Here is an 18,685-nt window from a genome sequence, read left to right as displayed (position 1 = left end):
TTAAGCTAGGTTATTTCTCTGACGTCGAAACTGGCTTTTCAAGCAATCCAGCTTCTTGCAGCTGATTACCGTATTTTACAATAAGCTTGTCCATCTGCTCTTCATCAATTGCCGATGCAGCTTCTGTACGAATATTGGTTACCAACCGTTCGACAAATGCCTTTTCCTGGACTGCCTGCAATTCAGCGATAATTCCATCTTTGACTTCGTCAAATGATTGTTTACTTGCGGATGTCTTTTTAATGAGCTTGATAATATGATAGCCGAACTGCGACTTCACAACATCGGAAATATCTCCAGCTTTTTCCAAAGCAAAGGCTGCTTCCTCAAACTCTTTAACCATTCGACCACGACCAAACTCCCCAAGATTACCTTGATTTCGTCCTACAGATTTGTCTTCTGAATATTTAACCGCAAGTTCGGTAAAATCTTCTCCAGCTATTGCTTTTGAGCGCAGCTCTTCCGCAAGTATTAATGCTTCTTCGTCACTACGATCAATTGGTTTAATGAGAATATGAGAAGCTTGAATTAACTCCGGAGTTGCAAAACGCTTATTTTCAGCCAAATAAGTTTCCTTAGCTCTTAACTCCCAATCAGATGTCTTTTCTAAATCTTGCTGAGCCATATCAAGCATCTGTGCTTTCATGTTAGCCCTATTTTTCTCCATCCGCGCAGTCCAGTCTAAAAGCTCATGATTCAATCTTTTATTTGCTTCCGACTTTTTGGCCAAAACCCGTATAGCATAAATATTTTCAATTGTTTCTTTTAGAAATCCGGAGCGAGCCATGATTTGATATTTATTATTTTCCGGCAGCCTAGTTTCTATATAGTTATCAATATCTTTTACTGTAACTGAAACGCCATCTTTTTCCATCACCACTTGAGCATCAACGGAAAGAGGCAACATAGCCATACAAATAGCAAAATATCTCAACATAAAAATCACTTATCACCTTTGTCAAAACACATATCTACAGACAAAAAAAACGCGGCCGAAGCCGCGTTTTCTCTCTAACACAAATAACTATTAGTTATCGTTAGTGTTAGTAAAGTGGTGGCCAATAGAACCAGCATAGTTAGCCAAAGCACCAGCAGAAGTTGCAGAGTTGTTTACATACTTCTGAATAGCGAAGCCAATTACTGGAAGACCTTTAACAATTTCACTACCATCAGACAGCTCAGGAGCAGTCACAGTACCACCAGCACCTGGAACACCAAAGCTTACGCGAGCCCAACCATTGTTGAAGCCGTTAGCCAAAGTGATGCTCTTAGTGATACGAGAAGAACCACCCAAAACACCTTTACTGTTGAAGTTCAGGATATTGGACTCAGTACACAGAGCCAATACATCTGGAGTAGTTACAGGTGCAGGAGAGAAGTCAAAACCAGAGGTAATTACGTTAACACCTTCTTCACGATCCCAGTAAGAGATTGCAATTTGCTCACAGGCTTCAGTCTTGGAGTGATCCCACTGACTGGTAAATGGAGCAGGAGCGTCAGTAGCAGCACCCGCAGTCGCACCTGCGCCACCAAACGGGTTAGCAGCAACAGCAGCAGCAGACAAGTTCACAAAGTCACGCTTAGTTGGGAAAGTAATAACCCAATCAGTCGCAGCATTCAGGCCTGGCTCAAGAACGTAATCGTTTGCAACAGTAGCACGAGTCAGCAGAGCAGACAGAGCTTGCAAAGAACCTTCTTGGTCGTTACCCGCGGTAGTAGCTGTAACGGTTGAGTTACCACCACCAGCGAAGCGAGAACCAGTTTTACCACGCTGAGGATCTACGTGCTCAAGACCAGTAACAGCAACAGGAGTAGTACCTACACCATTCGCAGCCAGTACCGCAGCAGCAGCGCCGTCAAAGTCTTGATAAGTAGCGGCGTTAGTAGCAGTGGAATCGCCAATATAAACAGTCGCATTGTCAACACCATCATCAACACCTGGCTCATCATCACCTGGGGTTGGGTGATAACCATCATCCATGAAACCGTCAACGGCTACAGCATCAAACATAGCCGCTGTGCCATCAGGTACATTAATGATTACACCATAACCATACAAACCACCAGTTGGAGCATCCAGCTGAAGGTGAGTAGCAGCTTTTGCGTCACCAGGGGTGTTTTCTTGATCAGTGTAGAAGAAAGCACCACCAGTACGCCATGCAGTTTCCAAGTTAGCGCAATTGCCAGGCACACCATTCACGTGCTTGATCGAAGAACGCAGAACCAGAGCGGAATCGCCAGCAGCACCAGCGGTTGCAGAACCAGAACCTGGGGCCAACTGCGCAACACCATTAGAGGCGGAAGCAGCAGGAACCACACCCATTTCAATAATTTCTACGTGACCTTCCAAAGTACGATCAAGACCATTGTTGATCGCATCAGCTTCTGCGCCACCAGTACCGTACTTGAAGGTACGCATTGGTGCAGTTGTACCCAACTGACCTACAGCTGAAGCTGCCAGGATGTTAGGTACTGTACAAGAAGTGTCACCAGTTTTCAGAACGGCACCATCGCCCTCTTTAGTTACGACACCAGACCAGTGATCCTGTGGAGACAGGTACAGGTGGAAGTCTAAAGAATCCTGAGAGTTCATCGCATCTACAAAGCGAACCTTAACAGCTTTGTAGTCGGCAGTGGTGTTAGCTACAGAGATGTAAGTATCGTTACCGCCATTAGCAGTATAGATAGGGTACATCAATAGCTGACCAGTACCGTCATGGTTCTGAACCATGGTCTGAGCCTGAGCAGTAACGCCAGTGAAACCAGCCGCTGCCGCCAGCGCTAAAGGTAAAAGTTTTTTCTTCATTTATGTTGCTCCTAGGTTTACAACAATTTTAGTTTTCTCTTTAACACAACTGCATAAAGCACATTTATGCAGTACTCCCTACTGATAAAAACAGCGTACTGGGCGTTACCGCATAATCTACACAGCATGAGCCATGTAAACACGGGGGTGTAAAATAACATAGCGACTAGGGCTAAACAACTGAATTTTTTATCAATTCACTGATTTAACCGCTTTTTTTGCCGCAATATGCAATTTCACACAAAACAGGTTTACGCAAAAGCCAATTGGTTAAATTTTAAACTCCCAACTGGCACATAAACTCCCTTAAATATAGGAGAGCTTACTATGAATTGGAGCCGAGCAATCGGCTACAACTCAATCCATAAACGAACGTTTTATGCATGACCTCAACAAATCTGTAACAAGGCCAACGCCAGTTTGTGCGCTTATGGAAATGATTCACACAAGCGTTCTTTCACGTTCGTTTTCAATTTTTTCCAGAGAAGCCATATCCGAGCAAAAACTCCAAGACATAGCGCTCTTAATATAGACCGCAATAAACGGAACTCAAGTATCTTTCTTATATATTACAGTTTTGTTTAAAGCCTTAAATTGATTGAGTTCAAGTCTTTATCTTTATACAAGCCGTTCAGGCCTTTTGTACTTCTAAAACTCAATATCCGGCTTTTAGCGCAACAGGCAAACCTCTTGAAGCTGGAATTCCGTTCAGATTTTACAGTTATTCCTTCAACTTAGCTGGCAAGCCTAGCCACTTTTACAAACAAGTTCAAGTATAAATTGTAAGCCTTTGATTTTTATAAACTAAAACCATCACCACTTATGCTTCAGGGTCAAACTCCGCTTGCGAAGCTGTCGTAATGGCAGAGACATCAGGCTGCTCTATATAAATGCTCTTGTATTCCCCCAAACGGGAAAACTCTGCATAGCCATGCCCCAAACGGTGAAGCTTCCAATCACCCAACTTCTCGCCCAGCACCAATCGAGTTTGATCTTTCAAGCCGGAGACAAGCACTCCACCGCCATAAATTCCCAAGAGCTTGATCTTGTCTAAATCGGCGGCGGCAACCTGAGCTGGAGCAATTTCCTTCTCGGGCTCGACAGCTAACAGCTGCCTGCCTCGCCAAAATAGCGGTCTGGAGGTAATTATACTGCTATCTTCCACACTTGCTTTTTCCGGTACGACCAGCGGCTGCATTGTATCCGCGGCCGGCAAAACAGGACCCGGTACAGGTGTCGCCATCACTTTATAGGTGCACCAAGCGAACAATAATGCGAACCCTAACACACAACATAGAAAGATTTTTTTGGCTCCGCTTTCCGGGCCATCAGCAAAAATTTTCTCAATCATCATGAACGCCACCTCAATGCTTCCAGAGTAATTCTCATATTGACGCGCTGTTCATTGCTGCGAGATCTTCCTGGACTTAGCTGTGCGGTACTTATTGCAACAGTCGGCTCCAGTAAAGCAAAACTGTCCAGCATCCCAACTAAAGAAGACATTGGGCCATTCAAGGTCATATTGATTGATAAACGCTGAAAGCCATCGCCCTCCGAAGACGGCAAAATCTGGCTGCCTGATACGGTAAATCCCTGCTCAACTGCCAGATTACGAACTTTTTGCTGCAAAGCAGCGGCTGCCACATCAGCGCCGCCCTGATCGGGGAAAACGAAACGCTTAATATCCGCTTCCGCGAGTTCATTGGCGCTCTGCAACTGTGCCTCAGCTTTTTCAATACCCACCAAACGGGCCATCAAAGGCTGATACCGGTATATCTCTTTGCTGGACTGCATATAGCTGTTAAAGAATCCAAGCCACAAATAGCACAAAACCAATATGGCAATGCCCGAAATCAGGCCAATCAACAGCTGGGCTCGCCTTTGAGCATTAAATCGCTTACTCATTGAGCGTCACCTTTCTGACCAGCTTCAGACAATTGCATTTCCACGGTAAATACTTCTTGTCCACTCGCCCTGTCTTTGCGAATGCCCCCCCTCTGCTTTACCTGCTGGAAATTTTCGTGGGAAGAAAGCAGCTGCATAAACTCCGCCGCATTGGTGGCATAACCGGTGAGTTGAAGTTTATCTTTATCAAGTCTGACATTGCGGAACCAGACGTCATCTTCCGCAAGATTAGTTAACTCCGCCAGCAGCGGAAGTAAACTGGAACTTTCGGAAACCAGGGTTTCAACTTCAGCGAGCACCACATTTTTCCTGGCCAAGCTTTCTTTCAAGGTTACAGCCTTCGCCGAACTCTGCTTTAGACTCGTATATTGCTGTTCCACTTTTTCAGCCTGAAGAGCGCGAGCAGAAGAAATAATTGCCGGAGCAAATAAAAGCAATAGATAGCTGGCAACAACAAATGCCACGGTCGTTAGCAGGCGTTTCCTGTAGCGCCCTTCTCGCTTTTCAACGGCCTCACCGTCAAAACAGGCGATTCCTGCTGGGGTCATCGCCCAAATTTCCGTTGTACTTTTATCGATCGTATTTTCCAGCAAACAATTATTGATGTCAGCCTGTCGCGCCATAGCCACCTGGACATTGATAAAATCACCCCCGTTTTGCTCAGCGAGCCAGGCATAGCTGGCATCTTCAACTGCAAACGGACAACTCGCCAACACCTCCAGATGCACAACTTCCGCCAACTCCACCTCGACAGCAAGGGGTAGCTGCAGGCTTTTAAGCAACACAATATCGTCTGGCAAAATGAAAGCATTCGCCTGAACCTTGGGTGCAGCAAGATTCTGCTTTTGCCCCAAGCGATAATAACCTTCTTGGCCAGGCTCCAATGAACGGACTTCGACTGTCTCTGCAAAGGCCCTACGAACCGGTGACAGCTGATTCCAAAGCAGATCCCGCCAGGCCAACTTTACGTAGCCCCAGGCCTGGCTCAAGTCCAAGCCAAAGAGTGATAAATCGTTAGTTTCTATCTTCATGTCTAATATACTGCGGATCCTCAACGGGAACCCGACGGATTACTGAACTGGGAGATCTGCATTGGCTCAACTCGAACGACCTCCCAAGGTACTGCGTTCGAAAAACCGGCGGTATCCACCCACAATCGACGCGTCATTATCTCCTGCTCAACACGCAATTCAATATCCAAACGCATTAAAGTTGATGCATTCTGACCAAAAAAGTCGGCATTAAATTCCGCATGATTAAGCAATTCGGAACTATCTTCTGCTTCGCGGCGCATGGTTTCATAATTGAGAGCTACCTCTTCATTGCCATTCGCAAGCACACTCAGTACCTCAATGGGTGCACTTGCAGGATCAACACCACCACTGATGGAACGCTCCACATAAACAACATCGTTCAGTGCTTGCAGCATTTCAAAATTAAAGCCATTAACTGCCAGTAAGTCTGCAACGGACAACAGGCGATCATGGCGGGGGACAGGCAAGCCCAAGGCCTCATATTCAGCATGCATTCCAGTAAACTCGCCACTGACCGGACGACGCCAATCGATTAAGTTCTGCGCCAGCTCCAGAGCTTGCTCGGGCTCCATTTCCAATCTCACAGATAGCAGCTGAGCCATCGCATCCAAACCTACTGAGTTCAAATCAATCAAGCCTTTTACGGATACCATCCTGCCCTTGGCAGCAACACCCAATAACTCACCCTGCCAGAGATAAGGCCCTCTCATTTCCAGTTGCTCACCCAGGGCAAAATTGTAATCCCGCAATAACAACTTGGCAGCACCATCCGCCAAAGCTTCATGCTTGGAAAACTTACTCTGTAATTGTACCTGCTTAACATCCATACGGGCGCTGTATAAAACCCCGGCCACCAAAAGTGACATGGCCGCAACCAACCACATAACCATCACCAGAGCCAGGCCTTGATTGGCTTTCTTGTGCGACGCCTTGCTGAACTGCGAGACAGAATATCCCATTAGAAGCTGGCCTTGGAGCTGCTATTTAACGCTAATACCATCTCAGGCCAATAGACCTCACCACGTACAATATTGATTCGCAGCAATTTGGGCAAAGCCATCGAATAAGCCCAGTTTTCCGACCAATCCATTTGATGCCCGCCTTTATAACCGATCTCCAATTTAGCCGCTTCGTCAATCAGCACAAACTTTTCGACTTGCGCCCAATCCGGGCGGCTATTGGCATTGACATAGTGTGACATTTGCAGAACCAGTGGCTTTTTCTCACTGTCCTCGTCAACTGACAGGCGCATAATTTGCAGGCCCGTTGCCGCAATATGGTTCAGGGGGGCCACCCAGACCAGTTCGTTTTTCTTGCCACCAAAATAGCTTTGCAACCCACCGGAGCGCGGTATCGAAGTTGCCTGAGACAAACTTCTCTTAAGGAAACTCAAGGTTAAGCGCATGGATTCGGTTTTCACGATCTTACGCTCAACGGCTTCCTGGCTTTGAGCAAAACTGCGCATAGCGCTGACCGCGGCCAAGCTGATCAGCGATAAGACAGCCAAGGCCACCATCATCTCGACCAGCGTGAAGCCCCGCACCCGAACAACAACACCAGGATGCATCACTGTTCCAACTCCGAACCAAGAACAATCGAATCCAGCTGGAACTGACGTTCTTTTTCACCGTCATTCCAGGATACAGTTACTTCAATATTCTGAAGGGAACCCAATTCCATATTTTCTGGATAATCCCCGGGGGTTGGCTGGGTAATCACCTGCCAAGCGTAACCGCCTTCAGTTTCCCCACTCTCTTGCACACCTCCAATGGGCACCACTTGGTAATTGGCCAGTAACGATTCAGCCAGTACCGACGCATAGGTGTATTGCTCATCCAGATGCACATTGCGACTTGCGCCGGCAACCGCCTGATACAACGCGCCCAAACTGAATCCCAGCACAGCGATCGCCACCAGCATTTCAAGCAGGGAAAAACCTTGGCTAGCCTTGCGAGTCATATAAATTCTTCTTCGAGCGGATGCTGGCTGACTCGCCCAAACAACCAATCGACCTTAATTTGCATGCCCTTACCGGTTTCGTGTTCAATGCGAACATCACCCCCACTGGAGCTGCCATCAGGATAGAAACGAATCACCGCTCGACGAGCATCATCACTAAGATCTCGGGCCGAGGTAATTTGTACTGAAAAGCTGTCATCCAGGGTTTGCTGAAGCGTATCGTTAACAGAAATTTCACGAGCATTGGCGTTATAGACCCAATCCACGGAACGGCCAGTACTCAGCGCTTTAAATCTGGCGGCCTTGGTACTGCTGAGAATAGAACGCACAGTATCTCGATACTGCATCGCATCGTACATGCGCCCCATAGCCGGCAAAGCGGCGCCGGCAGCCGCAGCCATAATCGCCAGAACCACCATCAGTTCAATAAGCGAAAAGCCTTCTATAACACGCCGGCGAGTCATCATATTAAAACAATAAAATCAGTTGCTGATATCCGCGTTATCGCCCTCACCACCGGGCTGACCATCAGCGCCATAGGAAATAATTTCCATACCGCCATTCGCACCCGGGTACTTATAAATAAAATCACGACTCCATGGATCCTGGGGAACATCCTTTCCTTTCAAGTAAGGACCATTCCAGCCCTTTGCATCACCCGGCTTATTCATCAAAGCCTGAAGGCCTTCTTCCGTACTTGGAAAACGTCCAACTTCCAACTTGTATATCTCCAGACCAGACTCCAGATCCTTAATCTGAATACCAGCTGTTTTATGTTTGGCTCCATCCAACTTCTCAAGAATGGTTGGACCAACCAAACCGGCAATCATTGCCAAAATAGCCAACACCACCAGCAATTCAATCAAAGTCATACCCTGAGCTTTGTTCGATTTCATAGTCTTTCTCACGATTTTCATCCTTTTACTCTTTACCCTGCAGCTTGATTCATCACAACTTGATGAAAGAAGGCAAGCCTTAAACCAGATTATTAACGGAGATAATCCCCATTAAAATAGCAATAATAATCAGGGCGATGGCGCCGCCCATAAATAGAATCAGGACAGGCTCAATAAAGGTAAGTGCCCGCTTTACGCCCACTTGCACGTCACCATCATAGACCCGAGCCAACTCCAGCATCATCTCATCAAGACTGCCGGATTCCTCACCTACCCGAATAATTTGAACCACTTTGGGCGTGAAGCTGCCATTTGATTCCATGGTGGCCGATATACGGTGTCCTTGCTTGACCGCTGGCGGCAGATCCACAAGGGACTCTTTTACATGGCGATTGCCCACAGTATTAATGCCAATGGTCAATGCCTGTAATAGAGATACGCCACTTCCCAACAGAGTTCCCACCGTGCGGGAGAAATTAGCCATCTCATATTTGAACAATACGCCGCCCAGAATAGGCATTTTGAGCAATATACCGTGCCAGCGGTACTCACCATCTTCCGTATTGACCCAATGACGAACATACCAAACGATGGCCGCGATCAGTATCAACAACAGCCACCACCAGCCTTTAATAAAGTCACCAGCAGCAATCACCGCCGCTGTCATGGCAGGCAAAGCGTCGCCCATATCCGCAAATAAGGATTCAAACTGAGGCACAACAAAGCCGAGCATAAAAGCGATGGAAAGTACGGCCACCCCCATCAAGATTCCCGGATAAATCAGGGCCGAGACCACGCTGGAACGCACCTCTTTGGCGTTTTCCAGATATTCGGTTAAATGCTGAAGCACGTGCGACAGATTACCACTGGCCTCGCCCGAACGAACCATATTGACATAGAAGCCACCGAAATCCCGTTCGTACTGCTCCAGCCCAACACTGAGCCCCTTACCGCCTTTAACGGTTTTCAGCAGCGCTTCCAAAACGGCTTTAGGCTCTTCTTCCTGACTCATATCAATCAGCACTTTCAAAGCACGATCAATAGGCAGACCTGCACGAAGCAGAACGGAAAGCTCGGAAGTAACGTTCAAAACCTGCTCACGAGACAGGCGAACACTGGAAGGGTCCGCTTTCAGCTTCTGGGCGCCCTCATTAACCGTTACCGGCGTCAGGCCCTGCTGACGCAAATTGCGTACAGCCAGTTCTTTGCTGGCCGCAGTGATATTCCCATGCACCATCGCACCCTGACGATCTGCAGCTTTATAGGAAAATTCGCCCATGATCAGCTGCCCGCGCCACTCGCATCAACGGCCCGCAATTCAGCCGCTTGATCGTCATCGCTCTGGTCCTGGGTGACTCGCAATACTTCTTCCAAAGACGTTGAACCCTCGGCAACTTTACGCAGACCATCTTCATACAGGGTAATCATACCTTGCTGACGTGCTTCCTGATGCAGGCGAGTCGCATCGGCGCCATCAAGAATGGCTCGATGCATTTGGCTATCCATAACAAACAATTCGTGAATGGCCGTACGACCTCGGTATCCTGTTTGCTTACAGGATGGACAGCCCTTGCTGTGGTAAATCGTATCCTGGCCAGCGGGCATAAAGCGATCCAGCCCTGCTTCACACTTTGCCTGGGCTGATAGCTCGACCGGCTCACGACAGTCTTTACACAAGGTTCTAACCAATCGCTGGGCCAAAACACCATTGACTGAAGAGGTAATCAGATAACGCTCAACCCCCATATCTTCCAGACGGGTAATCGCACCAGCCGCGGTATTGGTATGCAGGGTTGATAAAACCAAGTGACCGGTAAGGGCCGATTGAACACCAATTTGGGCCGTCTCAGTATCACGCATCTCACCGATCATTATAATGTCGGGGTCCTGGCGCAGAATCGAACGCAGCGCCGCCGCAAATGTGAGATCGATCTGACTTTGCACTTGAATCTGATTGATACCGCGCAGTTGATATTCAACCGGATCTTCTACGGTAATAATCTTTGCGGCCGCTGCATCCATAGACGCCAGAGATGCATATAAAGTGGTGGTTTTACCCGAACCAGTTGGCCCGGTTACCAATAGAACCCCATGGGGTTTGGCCAGCAAATCGAGATAGACTTTCAGGGTATCTTCACTGAAGCCCATACTCTGCAAGCTGAGCTGGATACTCTGTCGATCCAGCACACGCATCACAATACTTTCACCGTGAACCGTTGGCGTTGTAGAAACCCGCAAGTCCAACTCATGACCTTTCACCCGGGTCATGATACGACCATCCTGAGGCAAACGGCGCTCAGCAATATTCAAACCCGCGAGCAATTTAATGCGGGAGGCGATCGCCGCCGACAAGTCCGGCGATGGTGGATCCGGCATATCCTGCAATACACCGTCAATTCGGTAACGCAGCTGGAGTCCATCGTCGAAAGGTTCGATATGAATATCCGAAGCACCCAGATCCAAAGCCTGATGAATAATTTGATTCACCACTCGGATAACCGGCGCTTCACTGGCCAGGTCGCGGAGATGCTCGATAAACTCGTCATCTCCCACAAAACTCTCACCACCCTCTTCAAGCTCATCATCTTCGTCGCTCTCGCGATATTTCAATAACGCGGCTGTAATATCGCTTTCCAAACCGAACTCGATGCTCACCGGACGGCCCAGCGCCAGCTTCAGCGCTTTATTGATGAACGGATCCTGTGGCACAGAGGCGGCGAAAACCACAAGGCCTTCACGACTCTCAACAGGCACAACGGAGTTGTTAAGCAGGAACTCTTCGGCCAGGCCATCCAGTTTGATGGCCTCTTCGGGATAATCATCACTGCCTATAAGACGCTTATCCAACTGCTGACCCAGTGCTTTCAGCAGGTCCAGCTCCGAAATCAGGCCCAGACTCACCAGAACCTGTCCGAGGTAACCACCCATTTCTTCCTGGGCGGCCAGAGCCCGTTCAATATCACGACTGGATACTTTGCCGGTAGCCACTAACTGCTGGCCAATCTTTTGTTGAGGCTTATCTTCCACGGAGTCTTCTCAGTTCATCATTGTGGGCTTCATGCCCGATTTAGCTCATTCATCCAGATTGCCTACACGCTCAAACGAAACAGCAATCTTCTTAGAGACATCAAAACCTTGCGTTTTATCCGTCCACGCAAACGGCGATGTGGTTTATGGAACACGCCAACAGTATCACCCCAGGCATGGCTGCACTCAGCCTCATGAGGCTCCCAATCAGTGGTCACTTCATCCAGGCCCAAACCACCAAATTTTGCCAAAGCATGATAACCATCGGGGTAGAAACGCCAGCAATCCTGAGGATAGCGGTGTTCAGGCCCTCTGGAAGGCGCAATCAACAGGATGCGGCCACCCGGCTTCAGGGCACGCTCCATCTCCATCCAGGTTTCCCAGAAAAACTCGATATGCTCGAAAGCCTGACCGGAGATAATCACATCGGCGCTGTTTGACGGCAATGGCCAGCGATAAGGGTTCTTTAGAACAATATCAACATTGGGGCCTGCCTCCAGGTCAATGCCGGTGTATTCCCAATTTGGATTATCGAAAATAGGCTTATAGCTGCCGTTCACATCGTAACTGCCCAGATCATAAATGGTCAGTTTCTCGTCGGCATTCAAGTACTTTTCGGCAACGCGCTTCATATGGTCATATGAGCTTATGTGCATCCATCACTCCTAAGATTCAAGGGTTGATCGCCATTGGTATGCAGGCCCTTCAAGCGGTCTCCTCAAGCAAGTACTTTAAATCAAAAGTACTAAGCAGATACGACCAAAACGCTTGCGGCGCACGCAATGGGCAAAACAAAAGCGCGCAGTATAAAGCACCACCTTGTGTATTGATACTCAGCCTTAAGGAATCCCCAAGGGGATCACTCAATCAGCTGACCAAGCCATCCATTCCAGGCACCAGTGGCCAGATTGGAGGTCAATTTGAGACAGCAGAAATTCTAAAAATCTCCCAGTGCGGCAATGGCTTCTTGAAGCGTTTTCACACCCAGCACTTTTAAGCCCTCAATGGGCTCTGCCGGGCAATTGGAAATCGGCACAATCGCTCGCTTAAAACCGTGCTTGGCCGCCTCGCGCAGTCGCTCCTGACCGCTGGGTACCGGGCGGATCTCACCCGATAAGCCCACCTCACCAAACACCACCAAACCGCGATCCAGAGCACGATTTCGAAAACTGGAAATCACTGCGAGCAGCAAGGCCAAATCCGCGCTGGTTTCCATCACCCGCACGCCACCAACCACATTAATAAACACATCCTGGTCGCCCACCATGATGCCACCGTGGCGGTGTAACACCGCCAGCAACATATTCAAGCGATTGTGATCAAGACCAACGGCAACCCGACGAGGATTGGCCTGATGACTGTCGTCCACCAACGCCTGAATTTCGACCAGCAACGGACGGGTGCCTTCCCAAACCACAATCACCAATGAGCCTGCTGCTGCCTCTTCGCCACGCTGCAAGAAGATCGCCGAGGGATTACTCACCTCTTTAAGGCCCTGCTCGGTCATGGCAAACACACCCAGCTCATTCACCGCACCAAATCGGTTTTTATTGCCTCGCATGGTACGAAAACGACTGTCGTGCCCTCCTTCCAGCAAGACCGAGCAATCAATCATGTGCTCAAGAACCTTGGGTCCGGCCAGGCTGCCATCTTTGGTCACATGCCCAACCAGAATCAACACCGTACCGCTCTGCTTGGCGAAGCGGGTTAAATAAGCTGCACTTTCACGCACCTGGGACACGCTGCCCGGAGCCGACGAAATATCTGCCAGGTGCATCACCTGAATAGAATCCACCACCATCACACTGGGTTTGTGCGTCTGAGCCGCTGTACATACCGCCTCCACACTGGTCTCGGACAGCATCTTTAATTTGTCGGTCGGCAATCCCAGACGTTTGGCGCGCATCGCCACCTGCTGGAGCGATTCCTCACCCGTGACGTAAAGTGCCTCTCGCTGCTCGGCTAAAAAGCACATGGTTTGCAATAGCAAGGTGGATTTACCGGCACCGGGATGGCCGCCAATCAACACCACAGAACCAGGCACCAAACCACCGCCAAGCACACGATCGAACTCACCCGCACCCGAGCTGAATCTCGGAACGTCTTGCAGATCGATGTCGGCCAGGGTTTTCACACCGCCATCCGCCGCACCCGCATAGCCTTCAAATTTTGCCGAGCGATTGCTGGGACTTGGGCCCAATTTGACTTCAGTCAAACTGTTCCAGGCACCACAATCCGTGCATTGTCCCTGCCATTTGCGATAGTCAGAGCCGCAATCATTGCAAACATAAGCGGTTTTAGCTTTGGCCACGAAGATGTTCCTTAAGTGTTTTTCAGCAGCGCAGTATACCCCAGCGCGTCTTCAACCAATATCCACACACAAACGGCATTACCCTTCTCAGAGACTTCATTTACGAATATCGTACCGCAGTCAGCCACATTGCCTGAGGCATAAACATACTTCGCACTTTGGGCATCGATTTTTCCAAGCCTCGCTGCCTAATCGATGGTAATATTGGCCCATGATTTCCCCATTTGATCACGAACGAATTTTACCCATATCTCCAGGCCTGGCTGCGACCATCGGCCTTGAGGAAGCCTGCCTGTTTGCCGTACTGTCCGAGCTGGCTGATATTCGCGACCCTGACCAGCAACAATTCTGGTCCCTGAGTCAACAAGACCAGCAAAAACGCCTGCCTTTTTTCAGCGATCTGGATCTGGAGCGCGTTAGCAAAAGCCTGGCGGCAAAGGGATTAATCCATATAGCCTCGGCACCGTTCCAACAAAGCGGCGTGCTGCTGTTTTGCTTTGTGAATCAACAAAGGCAAGCCAACACCGCCACCAGCACACCAAGTACAAATACCAACAAACTGGGACTGCCAATTGTCTCCACTGGCCCAAGCCAATCCATTCAACCCGGTGCTACTTTGATCGCACCCAACTGGCAGCCCGATAACGACACGCTTCAACGCCTGCGACAAATGAATGTTGATGAGCAGTTTGCCAGAGCCCAGGTTCCCGAATTTGTTACTTTCTGGCGCGATAGCGGTGAATCTCATAAGTCCTGGAGTGCGAAATTTATCAACCGGGTCATCCATAAATGGCGCGAGCGAGAGACATTCACCCATCAGCGCGACCAAATGCGCCCCATCGATTTCAATTGGCGCCCAAGCCATGAAGCGATGGAAATGATGATTAAGCACGCCGGCATCACGCCACAGTTTGTTGAGGACGCCATACCGGAATTCATTCTGTATTGGCATGAGAAAGGCACCAGCGCCGACACCTGGAACACCAAATTTATCCAGCACGTTCGACGCCAGTGGGCTCGCTTCCAGTCCTCAGTTGCTCACGATGCCAACCCACAAATCATCGCCGACAGCTGGCAGCCCAGTGCCGATGTGTTTGATATTCTTCGTATGGCCAATATCGATATGGATTTTGCCCAGCGACAGCTCCCGGAGTTTGTACTGTATTGGAAAGAGACCAAACAGGCACACAGCTCCTGGAATACAAAATTTTTACAACATGTAAAATACCATTGGGCGCAGCAGCACAAACTGCAACAAAAAGCGTTGCAGCCCAATAATGCCGCCAACGGCCAACAACCACGCAGCACGAGAGAACGCAGCCTTGTCGAAGACCTCACTGACACATCCTGGTAATCAAAACAGCGACGATATCCAGGCACGCAAGGAGACCATCAATCAGGTCTTCAGCCTGTTCCGCATTAATTACCACAACCAGTATCACAGCGCCTTTGGCAGCGACGAATTACTCGGGCAAGCCAAACGCCTGTGGCTGGAAGGCTTGCAGCGTTTCGACAATGAAAGCATTCTGCGCGGCGCCAAGCGGGTGATGGAAACCTCGGACTACCTGCCCACGCTCAATAAAATGATTCGCGCTTGCGAAGGTGACCCGGCTCAACACGGACTGCCTGCCCCCTACAGCGCCTACCAGGAGGCCTGTGGCGCACCCAGCCCGAAAGCTGAAGCCCAATGGAGCCATCCTGCTGTTTACCTGGCCGGTAAAGAAGCGGGCTGGTTTATGCTCGCCAGCAACGCCGAGAAAACGGCCTTTCCCATCTTCAAACAGTGCTACGAAAAATACTGCGAGCAAGTATTGGCAGGCAATAAACTAAGCATGCCCGAACTGAAAGCCCTGCCCGAAGAAGTCGGCGAACCCTTGTCAAAAGAAGAAAATCGCAAGCGTATGGCCGACTTACGATCTCAGTTGGATTTGTAGTTGAGCGGCTTCAGCCGCCCGGCAACAAAGCGCTAAACCGCCTGCTGCTGAAACACCGGCCAGCGCTCGCTGACCTTACCATTTTCCAGCACCGCGATATCCCCAAACTGAAGAAACACAAACTCGCTTTGTGTCGGCCGCAGGAACACCCAATCATCCGCCTGTAATTCCACCGAACGCGAACCGTTCAACATCTCCTGATTCGTCGAGCGACCAAAAACCGGATTCGGGCTCAAACCCTTCGGTGATTCCGCATGAGCTTTCCAATAGCCGCCATAGGTAAAGAAACTGCGCTCGCGATTCGGATTCCACCAGGCCATCAATTTCCCCAAAGCCGCCACACCGGGCAGTTCAGTACTGGGCAGAGCTTTAATGACAGGCGTTGCGATAAACGATGCCGCTTGATGGTCTGCCAAACTCGGCAGGTCAAAATCGGTGGGTTTTACCAGGCAGGAGCCAGCCGCGAGTTCATTGTGGGGAAACTCACCTTCATCGTATAACTGATACGTCGGGCTGCCGGCGGCATTCAACGTCCAGCTCGGATCTTTTTCACCAAAAAAGTTAACTGCCACATCCAGATATTTTTGATACTCAGCCATCGCTTTATCACGATGAGAAAATGCATCACCCGGCAACTTCACCACATGAGGCTCATAACCCATCAAACCAGAAAAGCTCAACAAGGGGCTCGCCTTGATGGCCTTCAGCATATCCAGAAGATCAGCTTCGCTGTTGACGCCTCCACGATGTAAACCCACATCAATTTCGATATTGATTCGCATGGGCTGACCGAGATACTCGGCAAGCGCCTGGTACTGCTCCAGCCGTTCCGGACTGTCGATCAACCACTGCATTTGTTGTGCCGGTTGAAAATCACCTTCCAGTTGCTGATAAAAATTTCGGGCCGCCGCAACAGGCATTGGCTTGCCAAACAGCACATCCGAATCAGGAAAAGCCTTGACGACCTGATTGGCAAAGGGCTGATGAAATAACATCAAACGCTCTGTATTTGCACGCACCATCACCTCCCGCAACAAATCCACAGAAGGCAATGATTTGGCTACCACTCGAAAATGAAAACGACCATTAATGTGTTTCTTAAGGGTATCAATATTCTTATGCAGACGTGCCTTATCGATCAATAGGCTGGGCTGTGCAACTGAAGCATCCTCCAGACCCGCACTCAAAGATTTAAAGTAACCATTGTGCGCACCACCCTTATCTTTTGGTCGTAACGCGAAGGCGGCCACACCCGCAGCCCCCAACCCCAGCAACATGTTTCTTTTGGTTTTCTGCATCTCGAGTACTCGATTGTATTGAAGCGATATCCTGCAAATAAATTAGGCGAATAAGCCCTTCAGGTAAGGATTCAAAAACTTACCCTTAGGATCCAGTTGCTGGCGCACCGTTTTAAAATCCTGCCAACGAGGATACAACTTGGATAACTCGTCTCCGCTCAGGGTATTTAACTTACCCCAGTGTGGCCGGCCACCGTACTTTTTAAAGATAGGTTCAACTGCGGCATATAGAGGTTTAAAGTCTTCCTGAAAAAAGCGGTGCACCGCAATTGAGCAACTCTCCCGATCCGTAAACGGGCTCAACCAGATATCGTCACCCTTAACCACACGCACTTCGAATGGAAAAAATACCTCGGGGAAGTTATTCTCCACCTCAGCCCGAATTTCCTTAAAAGCCGGTACCAGATTTTCTCGCGGCAGGTGGTACTCCATCTCGTTGAAACGCACATTGCGCTCTTTGGCATAGTTCTCCCAGGAATTTGCCACCACCACTTCCTTATCGATGCTATTCATATAGGAAGATAAAATCAGCTCGCGAATTTTTGGCGACCAACTCAACCAGTCACGGATACTTTTCAGAGTATTAGCACCGTCGTTCTGATCCATTTCTTCGGTACGCGATGGCGGCTCATCCGTAATGTTGTGCACATCGGTAAACCCCATGCCTGAAAAGGGAATATAATAAAATTCAAAGTTACGATTATTATCCGCCAGCTTATCCACCTGACTCAAAATTTCTTCCACCGGCATCCATTCGGTTTCGCGGCGCAGTCGGTAAAGCGGCATATTGCGCATGCGGACCTGAGTGACAATTCCCAAAGCACCCAGCCCCACTTGCGCGGCTTTGAAAACATCCGCATTTTCCTGGGCATTGCACTCGATAATTTCCCCATTGGCGGTTAATAACTGAAGGCCATCCACATAACTCGACATGCAACCAAGGGAAGCACCTGTACCATGTGTCGCGGTCGCGAGTGCTCCCGCCAGACTTTGCTCATCAATGTCAGGCATGTTAATCAAAGCCTGGCCATGCTCAGCCAGCGGACCACCGATGTCCCCCAATCGGGTCCCCGCCCAAATGCGGGCAGAATTATCCGCTGTATCGTGATCAACGACACCAGTCAGGCGGCTCAGGGAAATAATCGTATCGTCGGTCGGTACCAGCGGCATAAACGAATGACCCGCACCTACCGGCCGTACAATACCTTCAGCACTGACCACCATCTCTTGCAATTCCTCAAGCGATGAGGGCGCCTTCCGTGCAGCCGGATAACACTGTTGTGAACCGGACCAGTTGCGCCAAGGGATGCGACGTTTTTTCTTGGCAGTCCCCTCGCCAGCGGCTTGACCGGAGCCACTCGCGGAAGCCGCCAAACTGATACTGGGATTTACCGCTGCCACGGTGGCGCCCGCAACCAGGGCACTTAAAAACTGTCTTCGATTACTCATGATTTACCTTTAATACGGTATTTTCAAAATGACCTTTTGGAAGTTTTCAAATTCTTCGCGTTCTTC

At 49.3% G+C, this 18,685-nt stretch carries 18 protein-coding genes; 2 read left to right on the top strand and 16 right to left on the bottom strand.

The window, feature by feature from the left end:
- Window positions 1-10: 10 nt before the first annotated feature.
- From G8768_RS06420 to radA, 14 genes are all read right to left on the bottom strand, one after another.
- Window positions 11-937: a peptidylprolyl isomerase gene (locus G8768_RS06420; protein ID WP_166849683.1), complete on the bottom strand. Its 927-nt coding sequence runs from the start codon at window positions 935-937 to the stop codon at window positions 11-13.
- A gap of 90 nt (window positions 938-1,027) precedes the next feature.
- Window positions 1,028-2,731 carry a hypothetical protein gene (locus G8768_RS06415; protein ID WP_167202728.1) on the bottom strand — a complete coding sequence of 568 codons (1,704 nt, stop codon included), beginning with the start codon at window positions 2,729-2,731 and terminating at the stop codon, window positions 1,028-1,030.
- Between the two features lie 895 nt (window positions 2,732-3,626).
- The gene (locus G8768_RS06410) at window positions 3,627-4,160 is read right to left on the bottom strand and encodes a hypothetical protein (protein WP_166849687.1); all 534 of its coding nucleotides are present in this window, start codon (window positions 4,158-4,160) and stop codon (window positions 3,627-3,629) included.
- Window positions 4,157-4,711, bottom strand: coding sequence for a type II secretion system protein GspM (gene gspM, locus G8768_RS06405; RefSeq protein ID WP_166849689.1), 555 nt, complete (start codon window positions 4,709-4,711; stop codon window positions 4,157-4,159). The genes G8768_RS06410 and gspM overlap by 4 nt, the downstream gene beginning before the upstream one ends.
- On the bottom strand, window positions 4,708-5,742 hold the full coding sequence (locus G8768_RS06400) for a PilN domain-containing protein (RefSeq protein WP_166849691.1): 1,035 nt from the start codon (window positions 5,740-5,742) through the stop codon (window positions 4,708-4,710). Before G8768_RS06400 ends, gspM begins: the two co-directional genes overlap by 4 nt.
- A 20-nt stretch (window positions 5,743-5,762) precedes the next feature.
- On the bottom strand, window positions 5,763-6,704 hold the full coding sequence (locus tag G8768_RS06395; protein ID WP_166849693.1) for a type II secretion system protein GspK: 942 nt from the start codon (window positions 6,702-6,704) through the stop codon (window positions 5,763-5,765).
- Window positions 6,704-7,312: a prepilin-type N-terminal cleavage/methylation domain-containing protein gene (locus G8768_RS06390; RefSeq protein ID WP_166849695.1), complete on the bottom strand. Its 609-nt coding sequence runs from the start codon at window positions 7,310-7,312 to the stop codon at window positions 6,704-6,706. The genes G8768_RS06395 and G8768_RS06390 overlap by 1 nt, the downstream gene beginning before the upstream one ends.
- On the bottom strand, window positions 7,312-7,704 hold the full coding sequence (locus G8768_RS06385) for a type IV pilus modification PilV family protein (protein ID WP_166849697.1): 393 nt from the start codon (window positions 7,702-7,704) through the stop codon (window positions 7,312-7,314). Before G8768_RS06385 ends, G8768_RS06390 begins: the two co-directional genes overlap by 1 nt.
- The gene (locus tag G8768_RS06380) at window positions 7,701-8,171 is read right to left on the bottom strand and encodes a GspH/FimT family pseudopilin (protein ID WP_166849699.1); all 471 of its coding nucleotides are present in this window, start codon (window positions 8,169-8,171) and stop codon (window positions 7,701-7,703) included. Before G8768_RS06380 ends, G8768_RS06385 begins: the two co-directional genes overlap by 4 nt.
- A gap of 15 nt (window positions 8,172-8,186) precedes the next feature.
- On the bottom strand, window positions 8,187-8,600 hold the full coding sequence (gene gspG, locus G8768_RS06375; protein WP_166849701.1) for a type II secretion system major pseudopilin GspG: 414 nt from the start codon (window positions 8,598-8,600) through the stop codon (window positions 8,187-8,189).
- A gap of 79 nt (window positions 8,601-8,679) precedes the next feature.
- Window positions 8,680-9,879: a type II secretion system F family protein gene (locus G8768_RS06370; RefSeq protein WP_166849703.1), complete on the bottom strand. Its 1,200-nt coding sequence runs from the start codon at window positions 9,877-9,879 to the stop codon at window positions 8,680-8,682.
- Window positions 9,880-9,881: 2 nt separating this feature from the next.
- A complete protein-coding gene (locus G8768_RS06365; protein ID WP_341800981.1) occupies window positions 9,882-11,627 on the bottom strand; it encodes a GspE/PulE family protein in 1,746 nt (581 codons plus the stop codon).
- A 62-nt stretch (window positions 11,628-11,689) separates the two neighbouring features.
- Entirely contained in the window at window positions 11,690-12,283 is a 594-nt protein-coding gene (locus G8768_RS06360) for a class I SAM-dependent methyltransferase (protein ID WP_166849705.1), read from the bottom strand.
- Between the two features lie 281 nt (window positions 12,284-12,564).
- Complete coding sequence (radA, locus tag G8768_RS06355) at window positions 12,565-13,938, bottom strand: DNA repair protein RadA (protein WP_166849708.1); 1,374 nt, start codon at window positions 13,936-13,938, stop codon at window positions 12,565-12,567.
- A gap of 211 nt (window positions 13,939-14,149) precedes the next feature.
- On the opposite strand from radA, the gene G8768_RS06350 reads away from it, so the two are divergent.
- Window positions 14,150-15,292 carry a DnaT-like ssDNA-binding domain-containing protein gene (locus tag G8768_RS06350; RefSeq protein WP_166849711.1) on the top strand — a complete coding sequence of 381 codons (1,143 nt, stop codon included), beginning with the start codon at window positions 14,150-14,152 and terminating at the stop codon, window positions 15,290-15,292.
- Window positions 15,261-15,872 carry a replication protein P gene (locus tag G8768_RS06345; RefSeq protein ID WP_243749366.1) on the top strand — a complete coding sequence of 204 codons (612 nt, stop codon included), beginning with the start codon at window positions 15,261-15,263 and terminating at the stop codon, window positions 15,870-15,872. Before G8768_RS06350 ends, G8768_RS06345 begins: the two co-directional genes overlap by 32 nt.
- Window positions 15,873-15,904: 32 nt before the next feature.
- On the opposite strand, the gene G8768_RS06340 is transcribed toward G8768_RS06345, so the two are convergent.
- Window positions 15,905-17,170 (bottom strand): DSD1 family PLP-dependent enzyme, encoded by a 1,266-nt coding sequence (locus tag G8768_RS06340; protein ID WP_166849715.1) that lies wholly within the window; start codon window positions 17,168-17,170, stop codon window positions 15,905-15,907.
- Window positions 17,171-17,212: 42 nt separating this feature from the next.
- The gene (locus G8768_RS06335) at window positions 17,213-18,619 is read right to left on the bottom strand and encodes a D-arabinono-1,4-lactone oxidase (protein ID WP_166849717.1); all 1,407 of its coding nucleotides are present in this window, start codon (window positions 18,617-18,619) and stop codon (window positions 17,213-17,215) included.
- Window positions 18,620-18,685 lie beyond the last annotated feature (66 nt).

It is taken from the genome of Pseudoteredinibacter isoporae (assembly GCF_011602085.1).
GTDB classification, from domain to species: Bacteria; Pseudomonadota; Gammaproteobacteria; order Pseudomonadales; family Cellvibrionaceae; genus Pseudoteredinibacter; species Pseudoteredinibacter isoporae.
The sequence above is the reverse complement of the archived record's forward strand: the minus strand, read 5'-3'. Positions and strand labels throughout refer to the sequence as shown.